At 70.2% G+C, this 18,064-nt stretch carries 18 protein-coding genes; 9 read left to right on the top strand and 9 right to left on the bottom strand.

From position 1 onward, the window contains the following. The first annotated feature begins 110 nt into the window (after positions 1 to 110). Positions 111 to 461, top strand: coding sequence for a hypothetical protein (locus AC07OZ_RS13710; RefSeq protein ID WP_495467652.1), 351 nt, complete (start codon positions 111 to 113; stop codon positions 459 to 461). A 34-nt stretch (positions 462 to 495) separates the two neighbouring features. Here the strand turns inward: AC07OZ_RS13710 and rsmI are convergent, their stop codons facing one another. Beyond that, positions 496 to 1,431, bottom strand: a complete 936-nt coding sequence (rsmI, locus tag AC07OZ_RS13715) for a 16S rRNA (cytidine(1402)-2'-O)-methyltransferase (RefSeq protein WP_495467653.1) — start codon at positions 1,429 to 1,431, stop codon at positions 496 to 498. Here rsmI and AC07OZ_RS13720 point away from each other — a divergent pair. From AC07OZ_RS13720 to AC07OZ_RS13735, 4 genes are all read left to right on the top strand, one after another. After that, complete coding sequence (locus AC07OZ_RS13720) at positions 1,430 to 1,849, top strand: YraN family protein (protein WP_495467654.1); 420 nt, start codon at positions 1,430 to 1,432, stop codon at positions 1,847 to 1,849. The genes rsmI and AC07OZ_RS13720 overlap by 2 nt on opposite strands. A gap of 24 nt (positions 1,850 to 1,873) precedes the next feature. After that, complete coding sequence (locus tag AC07OZ_RS13725) at positions 1,874 to 2,443, top strand: SIS domain-containing protein (RefSeq protein ID WP_067277832.1); 570 nt, start codon at positions 1,874 to 1,876, stop codon at positions 2,441 to 2,443. A gap of 109 nt (positions 2,444 to 2,552) precedes the next feature. Then, on the top strand, positions 2,553 to 3,197 hold the full coding sequence (locus tag AC07OZ_RS13730) for a BON domain-containing protein (RefSeq protein WP_495467655.1): 645 nt from the start codon (positions 2,553 to 2,555) through the stop codon (positions 3,195 to 3,197). 246 nt (positions 3,198 to 3,443) lie between these two features. Then, entirely contained in the window at positions 3,444 to 4,538 is a 1,095-nt protein-coding gene (locus AC07OZ_RS13735) for a sce7725 family protein (protein ID WP_495467656.1), read from the top strand. Here AC07OZ_RS13735 and AC07OZ_RS13740 read toward each other — a convergent pair. The 4 genes from AC07OZ_RS13740 to AC07OZ_RS13755 all read right to left on the bottom strand — a co-directional run bounded on the left by AC07OZ_RS13740 (position 4,498) and on the right by AC07OZ_RS13755 (position 9,964). Continuing rightward, positions 4,498 to 6,807: a molybdopterin-dependent oxidoreductase gene (locus AC07OZ_RS13740; protein ID WP_495467657.1), complete on the bottom strand. Its 2,310-nt coding sequence runs from the start codon at positions 6,805 to 6,807 to the stop codon at positions 4,498 to 4,500. The two genes, AC07OZ_RS13735 and AC07OZ_RS13740, sit on opposite strands and share 41 nt — an antisense overlap. A gap of 108 nt (positions 6,808 to 6,915) precedes the next feature. Then, positions 6,916 to 7,677 carry a LytR/AlgR family response regulator transcription factor gene (locus tag AC07OZ_RS13745; RefSeq protein WP_495467658.1) on the bottom strand — a complete coding sequence of 254 codons (762 nt, stop codon included), beginning with the start codon at positions 7,675 to 7,677 and terminating at the stop codon, positions 6,916 to 6,918. Beyond that, entirely contained in the window at positions 7,674 to 8,783 is a 1,110-nt protein-coding gene (locus AC07OZ_RS13750; RefSeq protein WP_495467659.1) for a histidine kinase, read from the bottom strand. Before AC07OZ_RS13750 ends, AC07OZ_RS13745 begins: the two co-directional genes overlap by 4 nt. Beyond that, the gene (locus AC07OZ_RS13755; protein WP_495467660.1) at positions 8,780 to 9,964 is read right to left on the bottom strand and encodes a sensor histidine kinase; all 1,185 of its coding nucleotides are present in this window, start codon (positions 9,962 to 9,964) and stop codon (positions 8,780 to 8,782) included. Before AC07OZ_RS13755 ends, AC07OZ_RS13750 begins: the two co-directional genes overlap by 4 nt. 133 nt (positions 9,965 to 10,097) lie before the next feature. Here AC07OZ_RS13755 and AC07OZ_RS13760 point away from each other — a divergent pair, with 133 nt between their 5' ends. Then, positions 10,098 to 10,946: an alpha/beta fold hydrolase gene (locus AC07OZ_RS13760; protein ID WP_495467661.1), complete on the top strand. Its 849-nt coding sequence runs from the start codon at positions 10,098 to 10,100 to the stop codon at positions 10,944 to 10,946. Between the two features lie 21 nt (positions 10,947 to 10,967). On the opposite strand, the gene AC07OZ_RS13765 is transcribed toward AC07OZ_RS13760, so the two are convergent. Together AC07OZ_RS13765 and AC07OZ_RS13770 are read right to left on the bottom strand one after the other, a co-directional pair. Next, entirely contained in the window at positions 10,968 to 11,333 is a 366-nt protein-coding gene (locus AC07OZ_RS13765; protein ID WP_495467662.1) for a PilZ domain-containing protein, read from the bottom strand. 24 nt (positions 11,334 to 11,357) lie between these two features. Continuing rightward, positions 11,358 to 11,786, bottom strand: coding sequence for a hypothetical protein (locus AC07OZ_RS13770; RefSeq protein ID WP_495467663.1), 429 nt, complete (start codon positions 11,784 to 11,786; stop codon positions 11,358 to 11,360). A gap of 254 nt (positions 11,787 to 12,040) precedes the next feature. On the opposite strand from AC07OZ_RS13770, the gene AC07OZ_RS13775 reads away from it, so the two are divergent. After that, on the top strand, positions 12,041 to 12,691 hold the full coding sequence (locus tag AC07OZ_RS13775) for a DUF1134 domain-containing protein (RefSeq protein ID WP_495467664.1): 651 nt from the start codon (positions 12,041 to 12,043) through the stop codon (positions 12,689 to 12,691). Between the two features lie 78 nt (positions 12,692 to 12,769). Here AC07OZ_RS13775 and AC07OZ_RS13780 read toward each other — a convergent pair whose 3' ends face one another. After that, entirely contained in the window at positions 12,770 to 13,420 is a 651-nt protein-coding gene (locus tag AC07OZ_RS13780; RefSeq protein WP_495467665.1) for a hypothetical protein, read from the bottom strand. Positions 13,421 to 13,741: 321 nt separating this feature from the next. Here AC07OZ_RS13780 and AC07OZ_RS13785 point away from each other — a divergent pair, with 321 nt between their 5' ends. Further along, positions 13,742 to 16,720 (top strand): adenosylcobalamin-dependent ribonucleoside-diphosphate reductase, encoded by a 2,979-nt coding sequence (locus AC07OZ_RS13785; protein WP_495467666.1) that lies wholly within the window; start codon positions 13,742 to 13,744, stop codon positions 16,718 to 16,720. A 22-nt stretch (positions 16,721 to 16,742) separates the two neighbouring features. Here the strand turns inward: AC07OZ_RS13785 and AC07OZ_RS13790 are convergent, their stop codons facing one another. Then, on the bottom strand, positions 16,743 to 17,189 hold the full coding sequence (locus AC07OZ_RS13790; RefSeq protein ID WP_495467667.1) for a hypothetical protein: 447 nt from the start codon (positions 17,187 to 17,189) through the stop codon (positions 16,743 to 16,745). A 258-nt stretch (positions 17,190 to 17,447) separates the two neighbouring features. On the opposite strand from AC07OZ_RS13790, the gene AC07OZ_RS13795 reads away from it, so the two are divergent. Next, positions 17,448 to 18,047 (top strand): DUF3455 domain-containing protein, encoded by a 600-nt coding sequence (locus AC07OZ_RS13795; protein ID WP_495467668.1) that lies wholly within the window; start codon positions 17,448 to 17,450, stop codon positions 18,045 to 18,047. Positions 18,048 to 18,064: the final 17 nt, after the last annotated feature.

Below are 18,064 nucleotides of genomic sequence, written 5' to 3' on the forward strand. Positions count from 1 at the left end.
CAATCGCTTCACCGATCTTTACGGTGACCCGGTCACCGTGCCCGCGTGGACGGTCGTTGTCTCCCCAGCGGCAACGAAAACCGCAGCCAACCCTCCCAAGGAGAACCTCGATGAAGCGCATGTCCCTGTCGATCGCCCTTGTCTCCAGCCTGATCGCCGCCTCGGCGTTCGCCCAGACCGCAGCCCCCGTGGCTCCCGCCGCGACCGCGACGCCCCGCGTCGACCAGCGCGAAGCGAACCAGCAGCAGCGCATCGCCAACGGCGCCGCTTCCGGTCAGTTGACCGCCAAGGAAACCCAGCATCTGGAGAAGGAACAGGCCCACGTTAACAACGCCGAAGCCAAGGCCAAGTCCGACGGCGTGGTCACCGCGAAGGAACGCCGCCAACTGCAGCGCAAGCAGGACGTCGCCAGCGCCGACATCCGCCGCGCGAAGCACAACAACAAGACTGCGGGCAAGTGATCAGGGCGTGATCCCCTGAGGGGCCAATCGCCCTTCAGGCGTCCTCATCTTCGTCGCCCGCAGCGTCCTGCTTCCACTCGAGCGCCTGTTGATACAGCGCCTTGCGCGACTCGCCAGTGAGCTCCGCGGCCAGCGCCGCGGCCTGCTTCAGCGGCAGGTCTCGCACGAGCACGCGCAGCGTGCGCAGTGCCTCGTCGGGCAGGCCGTCGCCGCTGGAAACCGCCGGCGCCGCATGCAGCACCAGCACGAACTCGCCGCGCTCGCGCTGCTTGTCCTCGGCCATCCAGGCGGGCAGCGTCGCGCAGGGCGCGGTGTGGATGGTCTCGAACTGCTTGGTGACCTCGCGGCACACCGTCAGCGTCTGCTCGGGTGCGAGCTCGGCCAGCAGCGCGATCAACTCCTGGATACGATGCGGCGCCTCGAACAGCACCTGGCTGTGCGGCGCGCCGGTCAGCGCCTGCAGCGCGCTGCGGCGCTCCGCAGCCTTGGTGGGCAGGAAACCCACGAAGCGGAAGCCCTGCGCCCGCGCGTCGCCGGCGACGCTGAGCGCCGCCGCCGCGCTGCTGGCGCCGGGCAGCGGCATGACGCGCACGCCGGCCTTGGCCGCGGCCGCGACCAGCACCGCGCCGGGGTCCGAGATCGCCGGCGTGCCCGCGTCGCTCACGTAGGCGATGCGTTCGCCGGCCAGCAGGCGCGCGACGAGGCCTTCCGCCGCCTGCTGCTCGTTGTGCTGGTGCAGCGCCACGAGCGGCTTGTGCAATCCGAGCCATCGCAGCAACTGAGCGCTGACGCGCGTGTCCTCGCAGGCGACCGCGTCGACCAGGCCCAGCACGTGGATCGCGCGCAGGCTGAGGTCGGCGAGGTTGCCGATCGGGGTCGCGACGACGTAGAGCGTGCCGCCCGGGTGTTGCTGATGACCGGCCGCGGCGGAAGCGGCGGCGATCAGCGAAGCGGACGGGGACGTCGACATGGTCAAGAATTTCTCCAGGGGAAGCACGGGCACCACGGAGGCCGTGGACAAGCAGGCGCGCGGCGCCGAGGCCGAACAGCGCGCCCTCGACCATCTGCGGCGGCAGGGGTTGCGGCTGGTGGCGCGCAATTATCGGGTGGCGCGCGGTCCGTCCGCGCGCGGCGGCGAGGTGGACCTGATCCTGCGCGATCGCGACGGGACGCTGGTGTTCGTGGAGGTCCGCGCGCGCGACGGCGATGCGCATGGCGGCGCGGCGGCCAGCGTGACGCGGGCCAAGCAACGGCGTGTGATCTTCGCTGCGCAATGTTTCCTGCGGACGCAGGCCGTGCTGCCGCCGTGCCGGTTCGACGTGGTGGCCATCGACGGCGACCGCATCGAGTGGCTGCGAGGCGCCTTCGATGTGCCGGCGGAGCATTGAGACGCCTTTATCATCCCCGCACCTATGTTGGAACAACGCATACAACAACAATTCTTCGAAAGCGCGGACCTGCTGTACCAGATCGCCGAGGGCCTGTCGCGCCCGCTGGCGGTCGCGGCGCAGATGATGGTGGACGCGCTGACGGGCGGCGGCCGCGTGCTGAGCGCGGGCCTGGGCATCTCGGCCGCGGACGCGACCTACATGGCCTCGCTGCTGTCCGGCCGCTTCGAACAGGAACGGCCCGGCCTGGCCGCGATCGCGCTGGACGCGCAGGCGCAGGGTTACGCCGATCCGGCGTCGGCGCTGATGCGGCAGATCCAGACCTTCGGCCATCCCGGCGATCTGCTGCTGCTGTACGAGGCGCAGGCCAGCGGCGCGGCCGCTGCGCTGCTGCAGGTGGCGCACGGCCAGGAGATGAGCGTGATCGTGCTCAGCGGCACGCAGGACGACGAGTGGCGCGGCACGCTGCTCGACACCGACGTGCAGCTGCGCGTGCCGCACAGCCGCTTCGCGCGGGTGGCGGAAGCGCACCGCCTGCTCTCCCACTGCCTCAGCGACGCGATCGATCTGCAGCTGCTCGGCGCGGGCGAATGATCCGGACGTCGATCCGCAACTCGACCCCGAGCTCGAACCTGACGCGACCCCGACCTTGAACCCGACGGCGATGCCGACGACCTCCCTCCCGACCTCGAAGGACCTCCCGATGACCCCCACCCGTTGGAACCGCCGCCTGATCCTTGCCGCCGCCCTCGGCGGCGCCCTGCTGCAGACCGCGTGCGTGCCGCTGATCGTCGGCGGCGCCGCGGTGAGCGGGGCGCTCGTGGCGACCGACCGCCGCACCTCCGGCACGCAGCTCGAGGACCAGGGCATCGAGCTCAAGACCTCCAACCGCATCCGCGAGCAGCTCGGCGACCGCGTGCACATCAGCGTCAACAGCTACAACCGCATGGTGCTGCTGACCGGCGAGACCCGCAACGACGAGGACAAGGCCGCCGTCGAGCGCATCGCGCAGGGCGTCGAGAACGTCGGCAGCGTGCTCAACGAGGTCGGTGTCGGCATGTTGAGTTCGCTGTCCAGCCGCGCCAACGACGTGGCGATCGCGGCCAAGGTCAAGGCCAGCCTGGTCGACGCAAAAGATCTGATCTCGAACGCGTTCTATGTGGTGGTCGAACGCGGCAACGTGTACATCATGGGCCGCGTGACCGAACGCGAAGCGACCCGCGTCACCGACATCGCACGCGGCGTGCGCGGCGTGCAGAAGGTCGTGCGCGCGATGGAGATCATCAGCGAGGCCGAACTGGCCGCGATGGGCCAGTCGCAGCAGGCCAAGCCCTCGAGCAACCCTTGAGCGGCACGCCTTGAAAAGCACGTCTTGAACGGTATCGGCGGCGCGATCCGCCGACCGCTGTTCTCCTCGCAGGGACCGCACACGCGGTCCCTTTTTCTTGGCCGCATCACCTGCCCCGGAAAAAGGGGCGCATCAGTGTCGCGACCCCTGTGGGCGGTGCGATCTCGACTCGTCGCTTTTGATCTTTTTTGCGAGTCCTTTGACTTGCCTCACACATGAAGGCAATCGCTGCTGACGGATCGGTCAGTGCTCCTCATCATCGCGCCTCTTTCAATGAGCAAGGCGGAGGCCGAGTCGATGTACTTTCCCTATCTCCATGGCAAACAGAAGGAGGTGCTGGCCCTGCGGCACCTCGCCCCGGTGCTCGGGTCGGAGGGCCAGTTGCAGCCGGTGCTGGAGCCGGTGCGCCAGGCGGTCACCTCGGTGCGTCATACGCTCGAGGCCTGCGAGACGCACCGGCTCCAGGTCTGGTTGGTCGTCAATCCCGTGCGGCAGGATTTCGAACTGCTGCCGCCGGCGCAATCCTTGGAATGGGGCCGTCAGCTGTTCACCTCCTTGCCGCAGCGGCAATGGATCCATCCGACGCTGATGCTCGGTCCGTCCCTGACGCCGGCCGTGATGCGGCGCTTCGTGCAACTGTTCGGCGCGAGGCCGCTGGGACTGGTCGTCGGGCCCGACGCTCCGCCGCTGCACGAGGTGATGGCGCTGCTCGGCGGCGCGCAGGTGCGGATGGTCTTCTTCAAGGACACCGAACCCACGCCGGCGGCGCGCACGGCGATCGGCGCCGCCGGCTGCGTGTGGGTGGAGGACCGGCGGCTGCCGGAAAGCCCGGCGCTGCGCGTCAGCGAGCGGCACCTGTTCACCGATCGCGCAGTGACGTTCCGCGATGATGGGCTGGCCGGGTTCTCGGACTACACGACGCTGCCCTCGCGCCCGGAAGCGCCGGAACTGCCGTCCCGGCTCGCGGCCTTCCGGCTCAGTTGCCTGCGCATCGCGCCGGCCTCCGGCGAGTTCTGGATCGAGCACTTCATGGGCGGGCGATTCGGTCCCGAGGAGGGCGGCGCGGATGCTCGCTTCCGTCAGGCGCTGCTGGCCTTCCATGCGGCGCTGGACCGGACCGACGTCAGCTTCGGTCCCACCGAGGCGGTGCGGCGTTACCTCACGGGGCTCATCGACGGCATCGTGCCGACGCGCGCGCTGAGCAAGCAGTGGGAGGTGATGCACCACCTCGAACTGGTCAGCGGCGTGCTGGCGGGACGGTTCCCGGCGAAGCCGGCGGCCGGTGCGCCGGAGAGTCTGCTCACGATGCCGCCGCGCTCAGGCGCACGGGGATCCCGCTGAGCACCGAGGTGCCCGAGACCGGGTCGCGGGCCTCGTCGTCCAGCAGCAGGTTCATGTTCACGCCCGGATGCCGGGCGGCGACCGAGAGCCGGCTGCCGGTGAGGTCGTGGCCCCAGCCATGCGGCAGGCTCACGACGCCCGGCCGCATGTCCGCGCTGAGCGTGACCGGCGCGATCAGGCTGCCGCGCGCGTTGCTCAGGCGCGCGGACTGGCCGTCCGCCAGGCCGGCGCGCGCGGCGTCGTCGGGATGGACCAGCAGCGTGCAGCGGTCCCGGCCCTTCGCCAGCACCGGCAGGTTGTGCATCCAGCTGTTGTTGCTGCGGGTCTCGCGCCGGCCGATCAGCAGCAGTTCGTCGCCGGTCGGGTGGCGCAGGGCGGCATCCGCGTGGACGAGGTCCGCGAGCAGCGCGGGCGGCGCCAGCTCGACGCGGCCCGAGGTCGTGCGCAGGACTTCGGGGATCCGCGGCTGCAGTTCACCGAGGTCGATGCCATGCGGCGCGGCGCGCACGCGCTTCAGCGTGAGGCCGTCCGGCTTCGCGCCGAAGCCGTCGCCGTACGGACCGGAGCGCAGGCCCAGGTCGAGCCAGCGCGCCGGGCCCGAGCCGCCGTCCAGCATCGCGAAGATCGTGTCGGCATGGTCGCCGGTCTGGCGCTTGAGTTCGGCGCGGAGCGCGGCGTCGTCGAAGGCCTGCAGGTCCGCGTCGGCGGGCTGGCCCGCGGCGATCGCGGCCAGCCGCAGCAGCGTCTGCCATTCGGCGCGCGGCGCTTCGGTCGATGGACTGGCATCGGCGTTGACGCCGGTATCGGCAGGCATCACCGGGCCGGACCAGCGCGCGTGATTGCGCCACGACAGCTGCGCGAACACCATGTCGTAGTGCCAGTCCTCCAGCGGCGACGGCGGCGGCAGGACCAGGTCGGCGTGACGGCTGGTCTCGTTGATGTACGGATCCAGGCTGACCATGAAGTCCAGGCCGTCGAGCGCGCGCGCGAGCCGCGCACCGTTCGGCGATGAGAGCACCGGGTTGCAGGCCACGGTGATCAGCGCGTGGACCTGTCCGTCGCCGGGCGTCTCGATCTCCTCGGCGAGGCAGCTGATGGGGAACTCGCCCATCACCTCGGGCGCCTTGCCGACGCGGCTCTGGCGACGGCCGGTCGCGACGCCCTTGCCCTGGCCGGGCCGGCCCATCGTGTTGGCCGCAAAGGCCGCGGCCTTCGGGAACATCAGGCCGCCCTCGGTGTCGAAGTGGCCGGTGACGATGTTGAGCGCGTCGATCAGCCAGCTGTTCAGCGAACCGAAGCGCTGTGTGCAGGTGCCGAAGCGGCCGTACAGGACGGCCTTCGGCGTCGTCGAGAACTCGCGCGCGAGCCGCCGTTGCGCCTCCGCGGAGATGCCGCAGTGCGCCGCGCCGCGTTCGGGCGGGAAGTCGGCGACGGCGGCTCGCAGCGCGTCCAGGCCCTCGATGTGATCGGCCATCTTGCCGAGCTTGACGAGCCCTTCCTCGAACACCGTGTGCAGCAGCCCGAGCAGCAGGAAGACGTCGCCGCCGGGGCGGATCGCGAGGTGCTCGTCGGCGGCCTGCGCGGTCTCGGTGCGGCGCGGATCGATGACGATGATCCGGCCCCCGCGCGCGCGCATCGCTTTGGCCTTGCCGCGGTAGTCGGGGCTGGTCCACAGGCTGCCGTTGCTGACCATCGGATTCGCGCCGAGGCAGATGAACAGGTCGGTGCGCGGCAGGTCCGGCACCGGCACGCTGAGCCAGTGGCCGTACATCAGCCCGCAGGCGAGCTGCTTGGGCATCTGGTCCAGCGTCGAGGCCGAGAACAGGTTGCGCGTGCCGAGCGCGCGCGCCAGATGCGGGAAGTAGCTGAACAGGCCGATCTTGTGCGAGGCCGGATTGCCGATGGTCAACGCGACCGTGTCGGCGCCGAACTGCGCGCGCAGCGGCGGCAGGCGTTGCGCAATCTCCTCGAAGGCCTCGTCCCAGCCGATCGGGTCGAAGCCCGAGCGGTCGGCGCGGCGGCGCATCGGCTGGCGCAGGCGGTCGGGATCCTCATGGAGGTCCTTCAGCGCGACGCCCTTGGGGCAGAGGTAGCCGTGGCTGAACGGGTCCGCGTCATTGCCGCGGATGGACACGATGGCCGTGCCTTCGGCGGAGGTGCGGGTGCGGATCTCGAGCCCGCAGCAGGCCTCGCAGAGCGGGCAGATGCGGGTGTGCGTATGTTCGCTGGCGGCAGTGGTGTTGCTGTCGGCGGCGGCGTCGATGGCCATGGCTGTCTCCCGTCGTTTGTGGACGATTGTGGGAGTCGATCAATGCCTGTGAGGTCATGTAGGCGACAGCCGAGCCTCGGGGATGAGTCCAGCTTGGCGACGAGCAGGCTACATCTGCCGGAACAGATGCGTGTAGCTCTCCGCGACGATGAGCGCGTCTTCGCTCTCCTTGAGCTTGACCTGCATGCGGCCGCGGAAATCGCGCGACACGCCGGCGACCGCCGCCGCGTTGACCAGCGTCGAGCGGTGGATCTGCCAGAACTGCTGCGGATCTAGTTCCTCGACCAGCTCCTTGAGCGGCTTGCGGATCAGCGCCTCGCCCTGGCGCGTGGCGACACGCGTGTACTTGCTGTCGGACTGGAAGTACAGCACCTCGTCGACGGTGATCAGCTTGAGCGTCTGCCCGACCGACGCGTTGATCCAGCGCAGGTACTGCCGTTTCGTGGTCGTGCCCGCCTGCGCGCCGAGCTGGCTCAGCACCGCGCTCAGGTCGGCGGGCGGACCGGACAGGCGCTGTTTGATGCGCTGGATCGCGGTGAACAGCCGCGCGGGCTCGAGCGGCTTGAGCAGGTAGTCCACCGCGCCCTCGTCGAAGGCGGCGACGGCGTACTGGTCGTACGCGGTGACGAACACGACGTGCGAGCGGCCCTGCACCTGGCGCGCCACGTCCAGGCCGGTGGCGCCCGGCATCTCGATGTCGAGGAACAGCACGTCGGGCTTGACCTCGTGCAGCAGCCGCAGCGCCTGCACGCCGTCGGCGGCCTCGCCGAGGATGTCCAGCTCCGGCCACAGCTGCGAAAGCCGCTCGACGAGTTCATGGCGCAGGGTGGCCTCGTCCTCGGCGACGACGGCGGTCGGGTGCGGGGTCATGCGGGCAGCTCCAGCGTGAATTCGGTGTCCTCGGCGTTGCTGCGGCACTGCAGCCGCGGCGGCGGCGCGCCGGGCGCGCGTTCGAGGCGTTCCAGCCGCTCGCCGAGCGCGTGCAGCGAGGTCTCCTCGCCGCCCAGGCCGCCGCGGTCGAACGACAGCCGCAGCCGCAGGCCGCCGCCGGGCGATTCCTGTGCGCTCAGGCGGGCCTGCGACGGCAGCCGCGTGGCGTCGCGCAGCATCAGCTGCGCCAGCGGCAGCAACAGCATCGGCGGCAACGGCCGCGTGGCGAGCCACGCCGACCAGTCCGTCGTCAAGGGCAGCAGCCGGCGATGGCGTCCCGCGACCACGGCGAGGTAGCTGTCCAGCAGCGCCGCCTCCGAGGCCAGCGTCACGCCGCGCTCGCGCAAGCGGGGCAGGGCCACGCGCAGGTGGCGGATCAGGCGCTCCATCTGCTCGGGCGCCTCGTGGTCGGCGCGTTCATAGGCGCGCTCGATGTCGACCAGCGTGTCGAACAGGAACTGCGGCTCCACCTGCGCCTGCAGCGCGGCGAGCCGCGCCGCGACCGCGTCGCGCTGCATCGCGCTCTGCTCGCGCAGCAGCGCCTCCAGCCGGGCGCGCGTGTGCCGACGGCGCATGACCATTTCGATCCAGGCCACCGACAGGCCGGCGTTCACGCAGATCGACAGGCTTTCGCCGACGAAGCTGAGCCAGCGGATCGGCAGGTACGGCCCCTCGCCCTTGCGCTCGCGCGCCAGTTCGGCGATCGAGGGCAGTTGCAGCAGCGGCATCAGCTGGCTGTACAGCAGCTTGGCCAGCAGCGCGCCGATCACCACGGCGGCGCCCAGACGCGCGATCCGCCAGCGGTCGTCCAGCGCGCTGCGCGCGGCCGGCAGCCAGGTCAGCAGCAGCGCCAGCGCCACCAGCAGCGGCGTCAGCAGCTGGTTGGTCAAGGCCGCCGGCCAGCGCGGGTTGTCCATCACGTAGAAGATGGAGGGCACGTCCAGCAGGCCGAAGAAGATGCCCATCAGGAGGAACCACGACAGCTCCTCGCGGCGCAGCGACCGCCACGAGTACCAGACGTGGGACAGCCAGGTGGCCGCGCTCATGAGACGGATCCGGCCGTGGCCGCGGTGCTCGCGGAAGCCGTGTGGGCCAGCGGCGCCGTGCCGCCCAGCGGCACGCGCACCCGCGCGACCACGCCGCGCGGCGCCGCCGCCTCGAGTTCCAGGCAGGCCTCGCGGCCGAACATCGCCGTCAGCCGGGCCCGGGTGTTGGCCAGGCCCACGCCGCTGCCGCCGCTGGCGGCGAAGCCCTGGCCGGTGTCGCGCACTTCCAGGACCAGCCCCTGGCCACCGGGCTCGCGCCGCGCGGAGATGTCGATGCGGCCGCCCTCGGGCAGCGGGGACAGGCCGTGCTTGATGGCGTTCTCCACCAGCGTCGGCAGCACCATCGGCGGCAGCGGCGTGGCGAAGAGCGCCGCGTCGGCCTCGATGTCGAAGCGCAGGCGCTCGCCCATGCGCATCTGCAGGATGGTGAGGTAGCTGCGCGCCAGTTCCAGCTCCTGGCCCAGCGTCGACGTGCCCTGGCGCATGCTCGGCAGCGCCGCGCGCAGGTAGGCGATCAGGCTGCCCATCATGTCGCGGCCGCGTTCGGGCGCGGTCTCGTAGAGGCGCTTCACGTTGGCCAGCGTGTTGAACAGGAAGTGCGGCTCGATCTGCGCATTCAGCGCGGAGAACTGGGCCTCCATCTGCTGCGCCTGCAGCGTGTCGTGCTGGCGGGCGAGTTCGGCGAGCCGGGCCTGGGCGCTGCGTTCCTCCCGGACGCCGTGCAGCAGCGCAGCGAAGAAGCCGCCCAGCACCAGCCACAGCAGCGAGGTGGACAGCACCCAGTCCCAATGCAGCGGCGCGTCGGGATCGCCCAGGTTGGCGACCTTGTAGCGCAGCAGCGTGCCGATGGTGGCGCCGGCGGCGATCGCGACGGCGCGCACGGCGACCGGCCAACGGGTCCGCCAGCGGGTGAGCAGGGCCTCGACCAGGGCCAGCGCGGCCAGCACGCAGAGCGCGGTCAGCAGCGTCTGCCGGGTGAAGCGCAGCCACTCCATGAGCCAGTCGCTGACGCCGTCGTCCTGCGTCAGCCAGGTAAGCGCGCGGGAGCCTGCCATGGCAAGGCAGAAGTAGAAGGCCGCCGCGATCATGCGCAGGTTGAAGAGCTGCAGCGCGGCGTCCCGCGCCGAACGGCGGGGCGCGGGCGGTTCACCGGCGAGCGGGGCGGGGGACACATCGGACATGGACGGGATTCTGTCCGCCGTGCGCGGGGTCCGCCAGCGGGCGTGCGACGAAGCCGCCCAGGGTCGGACGAGTCCGGCATCCGTGGGGCGGACGCGGCACGGGCCCGGCAAGGACACGGCATACTCGCCGCCCATGAAGATCCATATCGGCAATGGCGCCCGCCTGTTCGTGGACGTCGAGGGACCCGGCCTGGTGCCGGACGGGACACGGATGCGGGAGAAGCCGACGCTGATCTGCATGCACGGCGGGCCGGGTTTCGACCATGCGGCCTTCAAGCCGGCGTTCAGCCAGCTGGCGGACCTGGCGCAGGTCGTCTACTACGACCACCGCGGCCATGGCCGCAGCGATCCGCGGCCGTCGTCCGAGTGGACGCTGGACATGTGGGCCGACGACATCGTCCGCCTCTGCGACGCGCTGGGCATCGAGAAGCCGATCGTGCTGGGCCAGTCCTTCGGCGGTTTCGTCGCGCAACGCTACATCGCGCGGCATCCCGGGCATGCGTCGAAGGTGATCCTGTCCAGCACCTCGCACCACATGGGGCTGGCGCGCAAGCTCGACGCCTTCGAGCGGCGCGGCGGACCCGAGGCCCGCGCGCTGGCCGAGGCCTTCTGGAGCCGGCCGACGCGCGAGACCTTCGAGGCCTACTGGTCCGGCGTGCGGCACCTCTACAACACGCAGCCGGCGGCCGATCCCGAGGCGGGCGGCCGCACGCTGGTCAACCTGGACATCCTGCTGCACTTCGTCAGCGGCGAGAAGCAGGACCTCGGCCTCCTGAAGGGGCTGGAGAAGGCGCAGTGCCCGGTGCTGGTGATGGTGGGCGAGGACGACCCGGTCTGCCCGCTCGAGGATGCGCTCGAGATCCACGACGCGCTGCCCGCGCAGTGGCGTCAGCTGGCGCGTTTCCCCGGGGTCGGCCACGGCGCGTGGCGCGACGATCCGGTCGCGGCCTTCGCGGTGCTGAGGAAGTTCATCGCCGAATGATCGGCGGGAGAGACGCGTGCGTCAGGACGCCACGAGCGCCTTGAGATCGCGCTCGGCCAGCGTCGCGTCGCCGAGGTTGAGCTCGATGACGCGGCGCAGGTGGGTGATGCTCTCGATGTCGATGCCCAGGCAGAGCAACCCGGCGCGATCGCCTTCCACGTGGGCCAGCTGCGCCGCCATCGTGATGCGGCCGTCATGCGGCGCCAGCGGCAGGTCCAGCAGGCACAGCGCGCCGGGCTCGACGTCCGAGCCGGGCGGCAGCAGCAGCAGCGCGCCCTTCAGCGACAGGTCCAGCACCTGCACCGGCAGGCGTTGCTCGACCGTCACCAGTTGCGCCGGACCGGCGAACGCGATGCGGGAGAAGTGACGGCGTTCGGCGGCGCTCATGGTGTCTTCCGGGTGGGCCGGCGTTCAGAGCTCGGCGTAGATCGTGCTCTTCTCGATCGCCTGATGCAGGCGCGAGGGCGCGAGCGGTTCCAGCCCCATCGTCTCCAGCAAGTACCACGAGGCGCGCAGCAGCGCGGACGTGGCCTGGCGGAGCTCGGTCGATTCGGGCGTCTCGGCACGGGACAGCATCGCCTGGAGCTGGCGGGACTGGTTGTGGCCGACGACTTCCGGCACCTGCGACGGGACATGCGCCTGGGTGAGCCGGCCCAGCAGCTGCTGGACCTCATGGCCATGCTCGGGGGACTGGATCAACCGCGCGAGGTCGCCCAGCAGGCGCTCGCCGGCGGCCGCCAGCAGCTGCGCGGAATGGTCCGCGCCGCCGCCCACATAGAGCGCCGACGCCATGTCCAGGTACTCCAGCGCTCGCGCCAGACGGGGCAGATCACTGCTCACTGCATGTCCTCCTTGATGCACTCTTGTCACGACTGCGTTTTGCATGCATCGCCGCTCCTTGTTCTGGAAACCGGTTCCCTCTCGACGGCGTGAAGGGGAGTGTATCGGCGCGCCGCCGCGCCGCGCACACCGTTTGTCACGGCGGGGGGTAGCATCCATCGGTTCGCAGGGCGGGCACTCTTTTTGCCGTCCGACCTGGCCCGGCGCGGGCGAGGCCAGAACCCCACGCCATCCAGACTTACCCGGAGAATCACATGGACCGACATGACATGCCGACCGAGGGACTGATCGATCTCAGCGAGGCGCCGACGATGCGCGCGCGCCGCGACGCGCTGGGACGGCTGGGCCGCTACGCCGCCGCGGGGCTGGTGCTGCCGCCCGGCCTGGCCGTGCTGCCGGCGTTGGCCGCCGACAACGAGGACGACACCTACGACCAGAACTCGGTCCTGCATGAGGCGACCGAGTTCTTCGGCGAAACGACCGAAGGCCTGGCCAAGGTGATCGAGAAAGCCTTCAAGGACCAGGGCCGCCCGAACGCGTACATCAAGGGTCAGGAGGCCAGCGGCGCCCTGACCGTGGGTCTGCGCTACGGCGAGGGCCAACTGATCATGAAGCGCGGCGGCGGCGGCAACGTCTATTGGGCGGGGCCGTCGGTGGGGTTCGACGTCGGCGGCAATGCGTCCAAGGTGTTCACGCTGGTCTACAAGCTGCCGAAGGCGAGCGCGATCTATCGCCGTTTCCCCGGCGTGGATGGCAGTCTGTACTACATCGGCGGCGCGGGCGTGAACTACCAGCGCGCCGACGGCATCACACTGGCACCGATCCGGCTGGGCGTGGGGCTGCGCGCGGGCGCGAGCGTCGGCTACCTGCACTACCGGCGCGAGAAGACGATCAATCCGTTCTGAGGCATTGCGATCGAGCAGGCCGGTGGGGCCGGGCAAGACTCGGCCCTGGGACCCGGCCAGGCGGACCGTCGGCCGGGTTCAGCCGGTGCGCAGCGGCGCGCCTTCGCGCTGGCTGCGGGCGAGCGCCTGTTCGGCCCGGCCGAGCAGGCCGCTGCCGGTGTCGCCGGGGCCGCGCCAGGCCGTGAGGCCCATGCTGAGCGGACCGGCGGTCGGCTGCTGCTGCATCCACACCGCGCGGAAGCGCTCGCAGACCTTGCGGCCGGTGGGCAGGTCGACGTCGTGCAGCAGCATGAGCATTGCCTCGCCCTGTCCGAGCGCAAGCACGTCCTGCGCCCGGCATTGCTGGCGCAGCATGTGCGGCAGCGCGCCGGCGGGCGCCCGCGCCGCGCCCAGCGCGACCAGGCACCAGGCCATGTCTGGGGAGTTCTGCTGCTGGCGCTCGACCAGCCGCGCGAGCAACTGATCGCGCGAGGCCAGCGGCGAGGACGCGCCGGATTCGATGGCCAGCAGATGGAAGCGCTTGAAGTGGGCGAGGGCGACGCTGAAGTCGCCATGGGCTTCGGCCAGGGCGCTGAAGGTCTCCTGGATAGGCGCGTGGTTGTCGCCGTGGATCTTGCGCAACTCGTCCAGACGGGAACGGGCTGCGTCGAGTTGGCCGTCCAGGATCAGACGGCGGGCATCGGCGCAGCCTTGTTCCAGATCGCCCAACGTGTTGGGGCTGGACCGCAAGACCTTATCGGGAGTCATAACCGAAAAGAATAGCGTCCGCTATCCGACCAAACTATGGGGCCAACCCGGGGAAACGCCGTTGCAGTCGCATCAAATGGTGTGCGCGCTGCAAGTGCGTGCTTACCGGTGGACACGCGGACCACTGCTTGGTGACGAGCGGATGTGGTGATCGCGACGGCCGGACGATCGGTGCGGCAGGCGGAGCGGATGACGATCGCGCGGCCAGGCCATGACGCATTCGTGGATGAGGGACAGGGCGTGGGGCGAGGCGGGACTAGGATGGTCCGAGACCCTTGTGTGACGCTGATGGAGACCCCCCGCATGACCCAGCAGACCGTACCCCCGACTGTTCCGTCCACCGCGCCTGCGGCTTCGTCGCAGCTGCCGCTGCAGGCGACGGCAGAGACGCTCCCGCCGCAGGACATCAGCGCCGAGGTCCTGCTGGAGAAATACGCGAAGGACGGCGAACGCAGCCTCGAGGAGGTGCGGGCGCGGGTGGCGCGGGCGCTGGCGGCAGCGGAGTCGCCGGAGCAGCGCGCGCACTGGGAGTCGAAGTTCCTGGAGGCGCAGCGGCGCGGCTTCGTGCCGGCGGGGCGGATCGCCTCGGCGGCGGGGACGGGGCTGTCGGCCACCTTGATCAACTGCTTCGTGCAGCCGGTGGGCGATGCGATCGCGGAGGAAGAGGACGGCCACCCTGGCATCTACACGGCGTTGACCGAGGCCGCCGAGACGATGCGGCGCGGCGGCGGCGTCGGTTATGACTTCTCCCGGATCCGGCCCAAGGGCGCGTACGTGAAGTCGACGCAGTCGAGCGCATCGGGGCCGGTGAGCTACATGCGGGTGTTCGACCGCAGCTGCGAGACGGTGGAATCGGCCGGCTCGCGGCGCGGCGCGCAGATGGGCGTGCTGCGATGCGACCACCCGGACATCGAGGAGTTCATCCACGCCAAGGACCAGGGCGACCTGAAGAACTTCAACATCTCGGTGGGCGTGACGGACGCGTTCATGGAGGCGGTGGAGGCGGACGCGGACATCGAGCTCGTGCACAAGGCGGCGCCGGGCGACAAGCAGCGCGCGGCCGGCGCGACGCAGCGGGCGGACGGACTGTGGGTCTACCGCCGGATGCGCGCCCGCAAGCTGTGGGATCAGGTCATGCGCTCCACCTACGACCACGCGGAGCCCGGGGTGCTGTTCCTGGATCGGATCAATGCGGACAACAACCTGCATTACTGCGAGTCGATCAGCGCGACGAATCCGTGTGCCGAACAGCCCCTACCTTCTTATGGATGTTGCTGCCTCGGATCGATCAATCTCGCTCTCTGTGTGAGTGATCCCTTCACAGCGAAAGCCCGCTTCGATGAGCAAGGGTTCGCCGACATCTGCAAGACCGCCACCCGCATGCTCGACAACGTGCTGGACGTGACGCCGTGGCCGCTGCCGCAGCAGGCGCGCGAGGCCGGCAACAAGCGGCGTGTCGGACTCGGGTTCACCGGCCTCGGCGATACGCTGGTGATGCTCGGCCTGCGCTACGACGGCGAGCCCGCCCGCGCGATGGCGCGGCGCATCAGCGAGATCATGCGCGACGCTGCCTATGAAGCATCCGCCGACCTCGCCATCGAGCGCGGCGCGTTCCCGCTCTTCAACGCCGATCTCTACCTGTCGGGCGGCAACTTCGCCTCGCGGCTGCCGCCGTGGCTGAAGGACAAGATCCGCGCGCAGGGCCTGCGCAACTCGCACCTGCTCTCGATCGCGCCGACCGGCACGATCTCGCTGGCCTTTGCCGACAACGCCAGCAACGGCATCGAGCCCGCGTTCTCGTGGAGCTACACCCGTCGCAAGCGGATGCCCGACAACTCCTTCAAGGAGTACGCCGTCGAGGACCACGCCTGGCGGCTCTATCGGCACCTGTTCGGCGCCGACGCGCCGTTGACCGATGCCTTCGTCACCGCGCTGGAATTGCAGGCGTCCGATCACGAGGCGATGGTCGCGGCCGTCGCGCCGTACGTCGACACCTCGATCTCCAAGACCGTCAACGTCCCGGCCGACTATCCCTACGCCGATTTCCAGGACCTCTACCGGCTGGCCTGGAAGAGCGGCCTGAAGGGCCTCGCCACCTACCGTCCCAACAGCGTGCTCGGCGCGGTGCTCAGCGTCGAGCCGATCGCCAAGCCCGAGCCGCTGAAGGCGGACATTGGTCCCAACCAGCGGTTGCGCGTCGAGCGCCTGCCCAAGCCCGTGCTCGCCTCGCTGCGCTGGCCGAGCCGGCCTGAGATGCCCGGCGGCAATCCGGCGTGGTCGACCATGATCCGCCACCCGCATGGCGACTTCGCGCTCTTCGTCGGCGAGCTGCCGGCGGAGGGGCCGGACGCGGGCCTCTTCGGCCGCACGCTGCCCTTCGAGGTCTGGGTCAACGGCGCGGAGCAGCCGCGGGGCCTCGGCGCGCTGGCGAAGACGCTGTCGATGGACCTGCGCGCCAATGACGCGGCCTGGCTGCGGCTGAAGCTCGACGCGCTGGCGACCGTGGCCGAGGAGCGCGCGTTCGAGATGCCGATGCCGCCGCTCGGCGAGCCGCGGTTGTTCCCGGGCGTCGTCGCCGCGACCGCCGCGGTGATCCGCTGGCGCTGCGAGCAGCTCGGCGCGCTGCAGGAAGGCGGCCCGACGCCGGTGCTCGATGCGATGTTCTCGCGCGAGGAGCCGCGCACCGGCACGGCCGGCACGCTCGCGTGGGCCGTCGACGTGGACAACCCCGCGACCAGCGAGCTGTTCACGCTGACGCTCAAGGAGGTGAGCCTGCCCACGCCCGACGGCGGCAGCGTCACGCGGCCGTGCGCGATGGGCTTCTCAGGCAACTATCCGAAGGCGCTGGATGGGCTGGCGCGTCTGCTGTCGCTGGACATGCGCGTGCTCGACCCGGGCTGGATCGGCATGAAGCTGCGCAAGCTGCTCAACGTCGGCGAGCCGCTGGGCCACTTCATGGCGCCGGTGCCGACGCTCTCAGGGGAAAGACGGCAGCAGGTGTGGCCGTCGACGGTCGCGTATGTCGCGCGTCTGGTCATCCACCGCTACGCGATGCTGGGGGTGCTGGACGAGAGCGGTTATCCGCTCGTCGACATGGGGCTGATGCAGCAGGCACCGCTCAAGGCCGCTGCGGCCGCAGGGTCGGCGCGCGCCGCCTCGGAAGCCGGCGGCATCGTGGCGATGGCCGGCAAGAAGTGTCCCGAGTGCGGCAACGCCACGCTCATCCACCGCGACGGGTGCGAGTTCTGCACCGCGTGCGGGTTCGTGGGGCAGTGCGGGTGACTGCCCCCGCCGCGGCCGGGCTTCAGGCTTGGCCAGGAGCCTTGTCTTCCGCCGGGGCGGCTTCGCCGACGGGGCCGGCGGCGTTGTTCACGTCGTCCGGCGGCGCGTCCGAGCCTGCACCGCTGGCCTTGCGATGGGCCTTCTCTTCCTTCTTCTTTTTCTTGGCCAGCTCGCGTTGGCGTTTTTCGTATGAGTAGTTGGGGGTAGCGATATCGGCCTCCGATAGGTTGGGGGTGATCGATGAGCCTGACGTTTCCGCCATTGCGCGAATCCGGGCCAGCTCCTGGCGGTGGACGTTGGTCCCGGTGGTGGTCAACCGAAGGCCGCCGCCGTGCCATTCCAACCAGTCCAGGTCGACCAGGCGGTCGATCAGCTTCTCTGGAATCTCATTGGCCTGACGGCGCTGGAGCGCATCGACACTCTGCCGCAACGAAGCGCGTAGCTCGTCGAGGGTTTGTGGGACAGGCATGGTGCTCCTCCTCCGATCCCGCCCCGCGACATGCGGAGCGGACAGATTCGCCAGGCAATCAAGGCGAGGACTTGCACGGCTTCCGGCAGGAGAGACGAAGCGAAGACTTCGGATGACAGGCTCACGGTCTATCGGCTGATCGTAGCGCAGACCCGCGCGCGAACCTTTTTCGCGGGAAACGAATCCGTTAAGGCGGCGTTTGCGTACAGCGTTCCGGTGGGGCATTTCGGCCTCGCCGCCAACCCCCGAGGAGCTGCGATGACCCCGCTGAACGCCCTGAACGCCCTGACGACCCGTACGAAGTCCGTCCTTGTCCTGCTGGCGCCGGTCGCGCTGCTCGGTGCCTGCGCCATGTCCGGTCCGTCGGGCTCGAACGCGCCGGCGTTCTCCCAGGCCGGCCTGCCGGCCGCCGTGCAGGTGCCGGATGGCCACAAGGTGTCGATGGAGACCGTCGGCGTCGGCAAGATCACCTACGAGTGCCGCGCGAAGAAGGACATGGCGGGGCAGTTCGAGTGGGTGTTCGTCGGCCCGGACGCGACCTTGAGCGACCGTCGCAGCACCGTGGTCGGCAAGTACTACGGCCCGCCCGCCACCTGGGAGGCCCGCGATGGCTCCAAGGTCACCGGCACGCAGGTCGCGGTGGCACCGGCCTCGGCGGGCAGCATCCCGCTGCAGCTGGTGAAGGCGAACCCGGCCGTGGGCATGGGTGCCATGCAGGGCGTGAGCCACATCCAGCGCGTGGCGACCAAGGGCGGGGTCGCGCCGCAGACCGCCTGCGACGCCATGGGCGTCGGCCAGAAGCAGGTCGTCGACTACCAGGCCGATTACATCTTCTGGGCGCCGGTGGCGATGCGCTGAAGAAGCGCGGGAGTACA

Source organism: Roseateles sp. GW821-FHT09G03 (assembly GCF_059416045.1).

Coding starts and splice junctions, on each gene's coding strand:
- AC07OZ_RS13710 (WP_495467652.1), top strand. CDS start 111: ATGAAGCGCATGTCCCTGTCGATCGCCCTTGTCTCCAGCCTGATCGCC.
- rsmI (WP_495467653.1), bottom strand. CDS start 1,431: ATGTCGACGTCCCCGTCCGCTTCGCTGATCGCCGCCGCTTCCGCCGCG.
- AC07OZ_RS13750 (WP_495467659.1), bottom strand. CDS start 8,783: ATGAGCGCGGCCACCTGGCTGTCCCACGTCTGGTACTCGTGGCGGTCG.
- AC07OZ_RS13720 (WP_495467654.1), top strand. CDS start 1,430: ATGGTCAAGAATTTCTCCAGGGGAAGCACGGGCACCACGGAGGCCGTG.
- AC07OZ_RS13725 (WP_067277832.1), top strand. CDS start 1,874: ATGTTGGAACAACGCATACAACAACAATTCTTCGAAAGCGCGGACCTG.
- AC07OZ_RS13745 (WP_495467658.1), bottom strand. CDS start 7,677: ATGACCCCGCACCCGACCGCCGTCGTCGCCGAGGACGAGGCCACCCTG.
- AC07OZ_RS13785 (WP_495467666.1), top strand. CDS start 13,742: ATGACCCAGCAGACCGTACCCCCGACTGTTCCGTCCACCGCGCCTGCG.
- AC07OZ_RS13795 (WP_495467668.1), top strand. CDS start 17,448: ATGACCCCGCTGAACGCCCTGAACGCCCTGACGACCCGTACGAAGTCC.
- AC07OZ_RS13755 (WP_495467660.1), bottom strand. CDS start 9,964: ATGTCCGATGTGTCCCCCGCCCCGCTCGCCGGTGAACCGCCCGCGCCC.
- AC07OZ_RS13775 (WP_495467664.1), top strand. CDS start 12,041: ATGGACCGACATGACATGCCGACCGAGGGACTGATCGATCTCAGCGAG.
- AC07OZ_RS13765 (WP_495467662.1), bottom strand. CDS start 11,333: ATGAGCGCCGCCGAACGCCGTCACTTCTCCCGCATCGCGTTCGCCGGT.
- AC07OZ_RS13740 (WP_495467657.1), bottom strand. CDS start 6,807: ATGGCCATCGACGCCGCCGCCGACAGCAACACCACTGCCGCCAGCGAA.
- AC07OZ_RS13730 (WP_495467655.1), top strand. CDS start 2,553: ATGACCCCCACCCGTTGGAACCGCCGCCTGATCCTTGCCGCCGCCCTC.
- AC07OZ_RS13760 (WP_495467661.1), top strand. CDS start 10,098: ATGAAGATCCATATCGGCAATGGCGCCCGCCTGTTCGTGGACGTCGAG.
- AC07OZ_RS13790 (WP_495467667.1), bottom strand. CDS start 17,189: ATGCCTGTCCCACAAACCCTCGACGAGCTACGCGCTTCGTTGCGGCAG.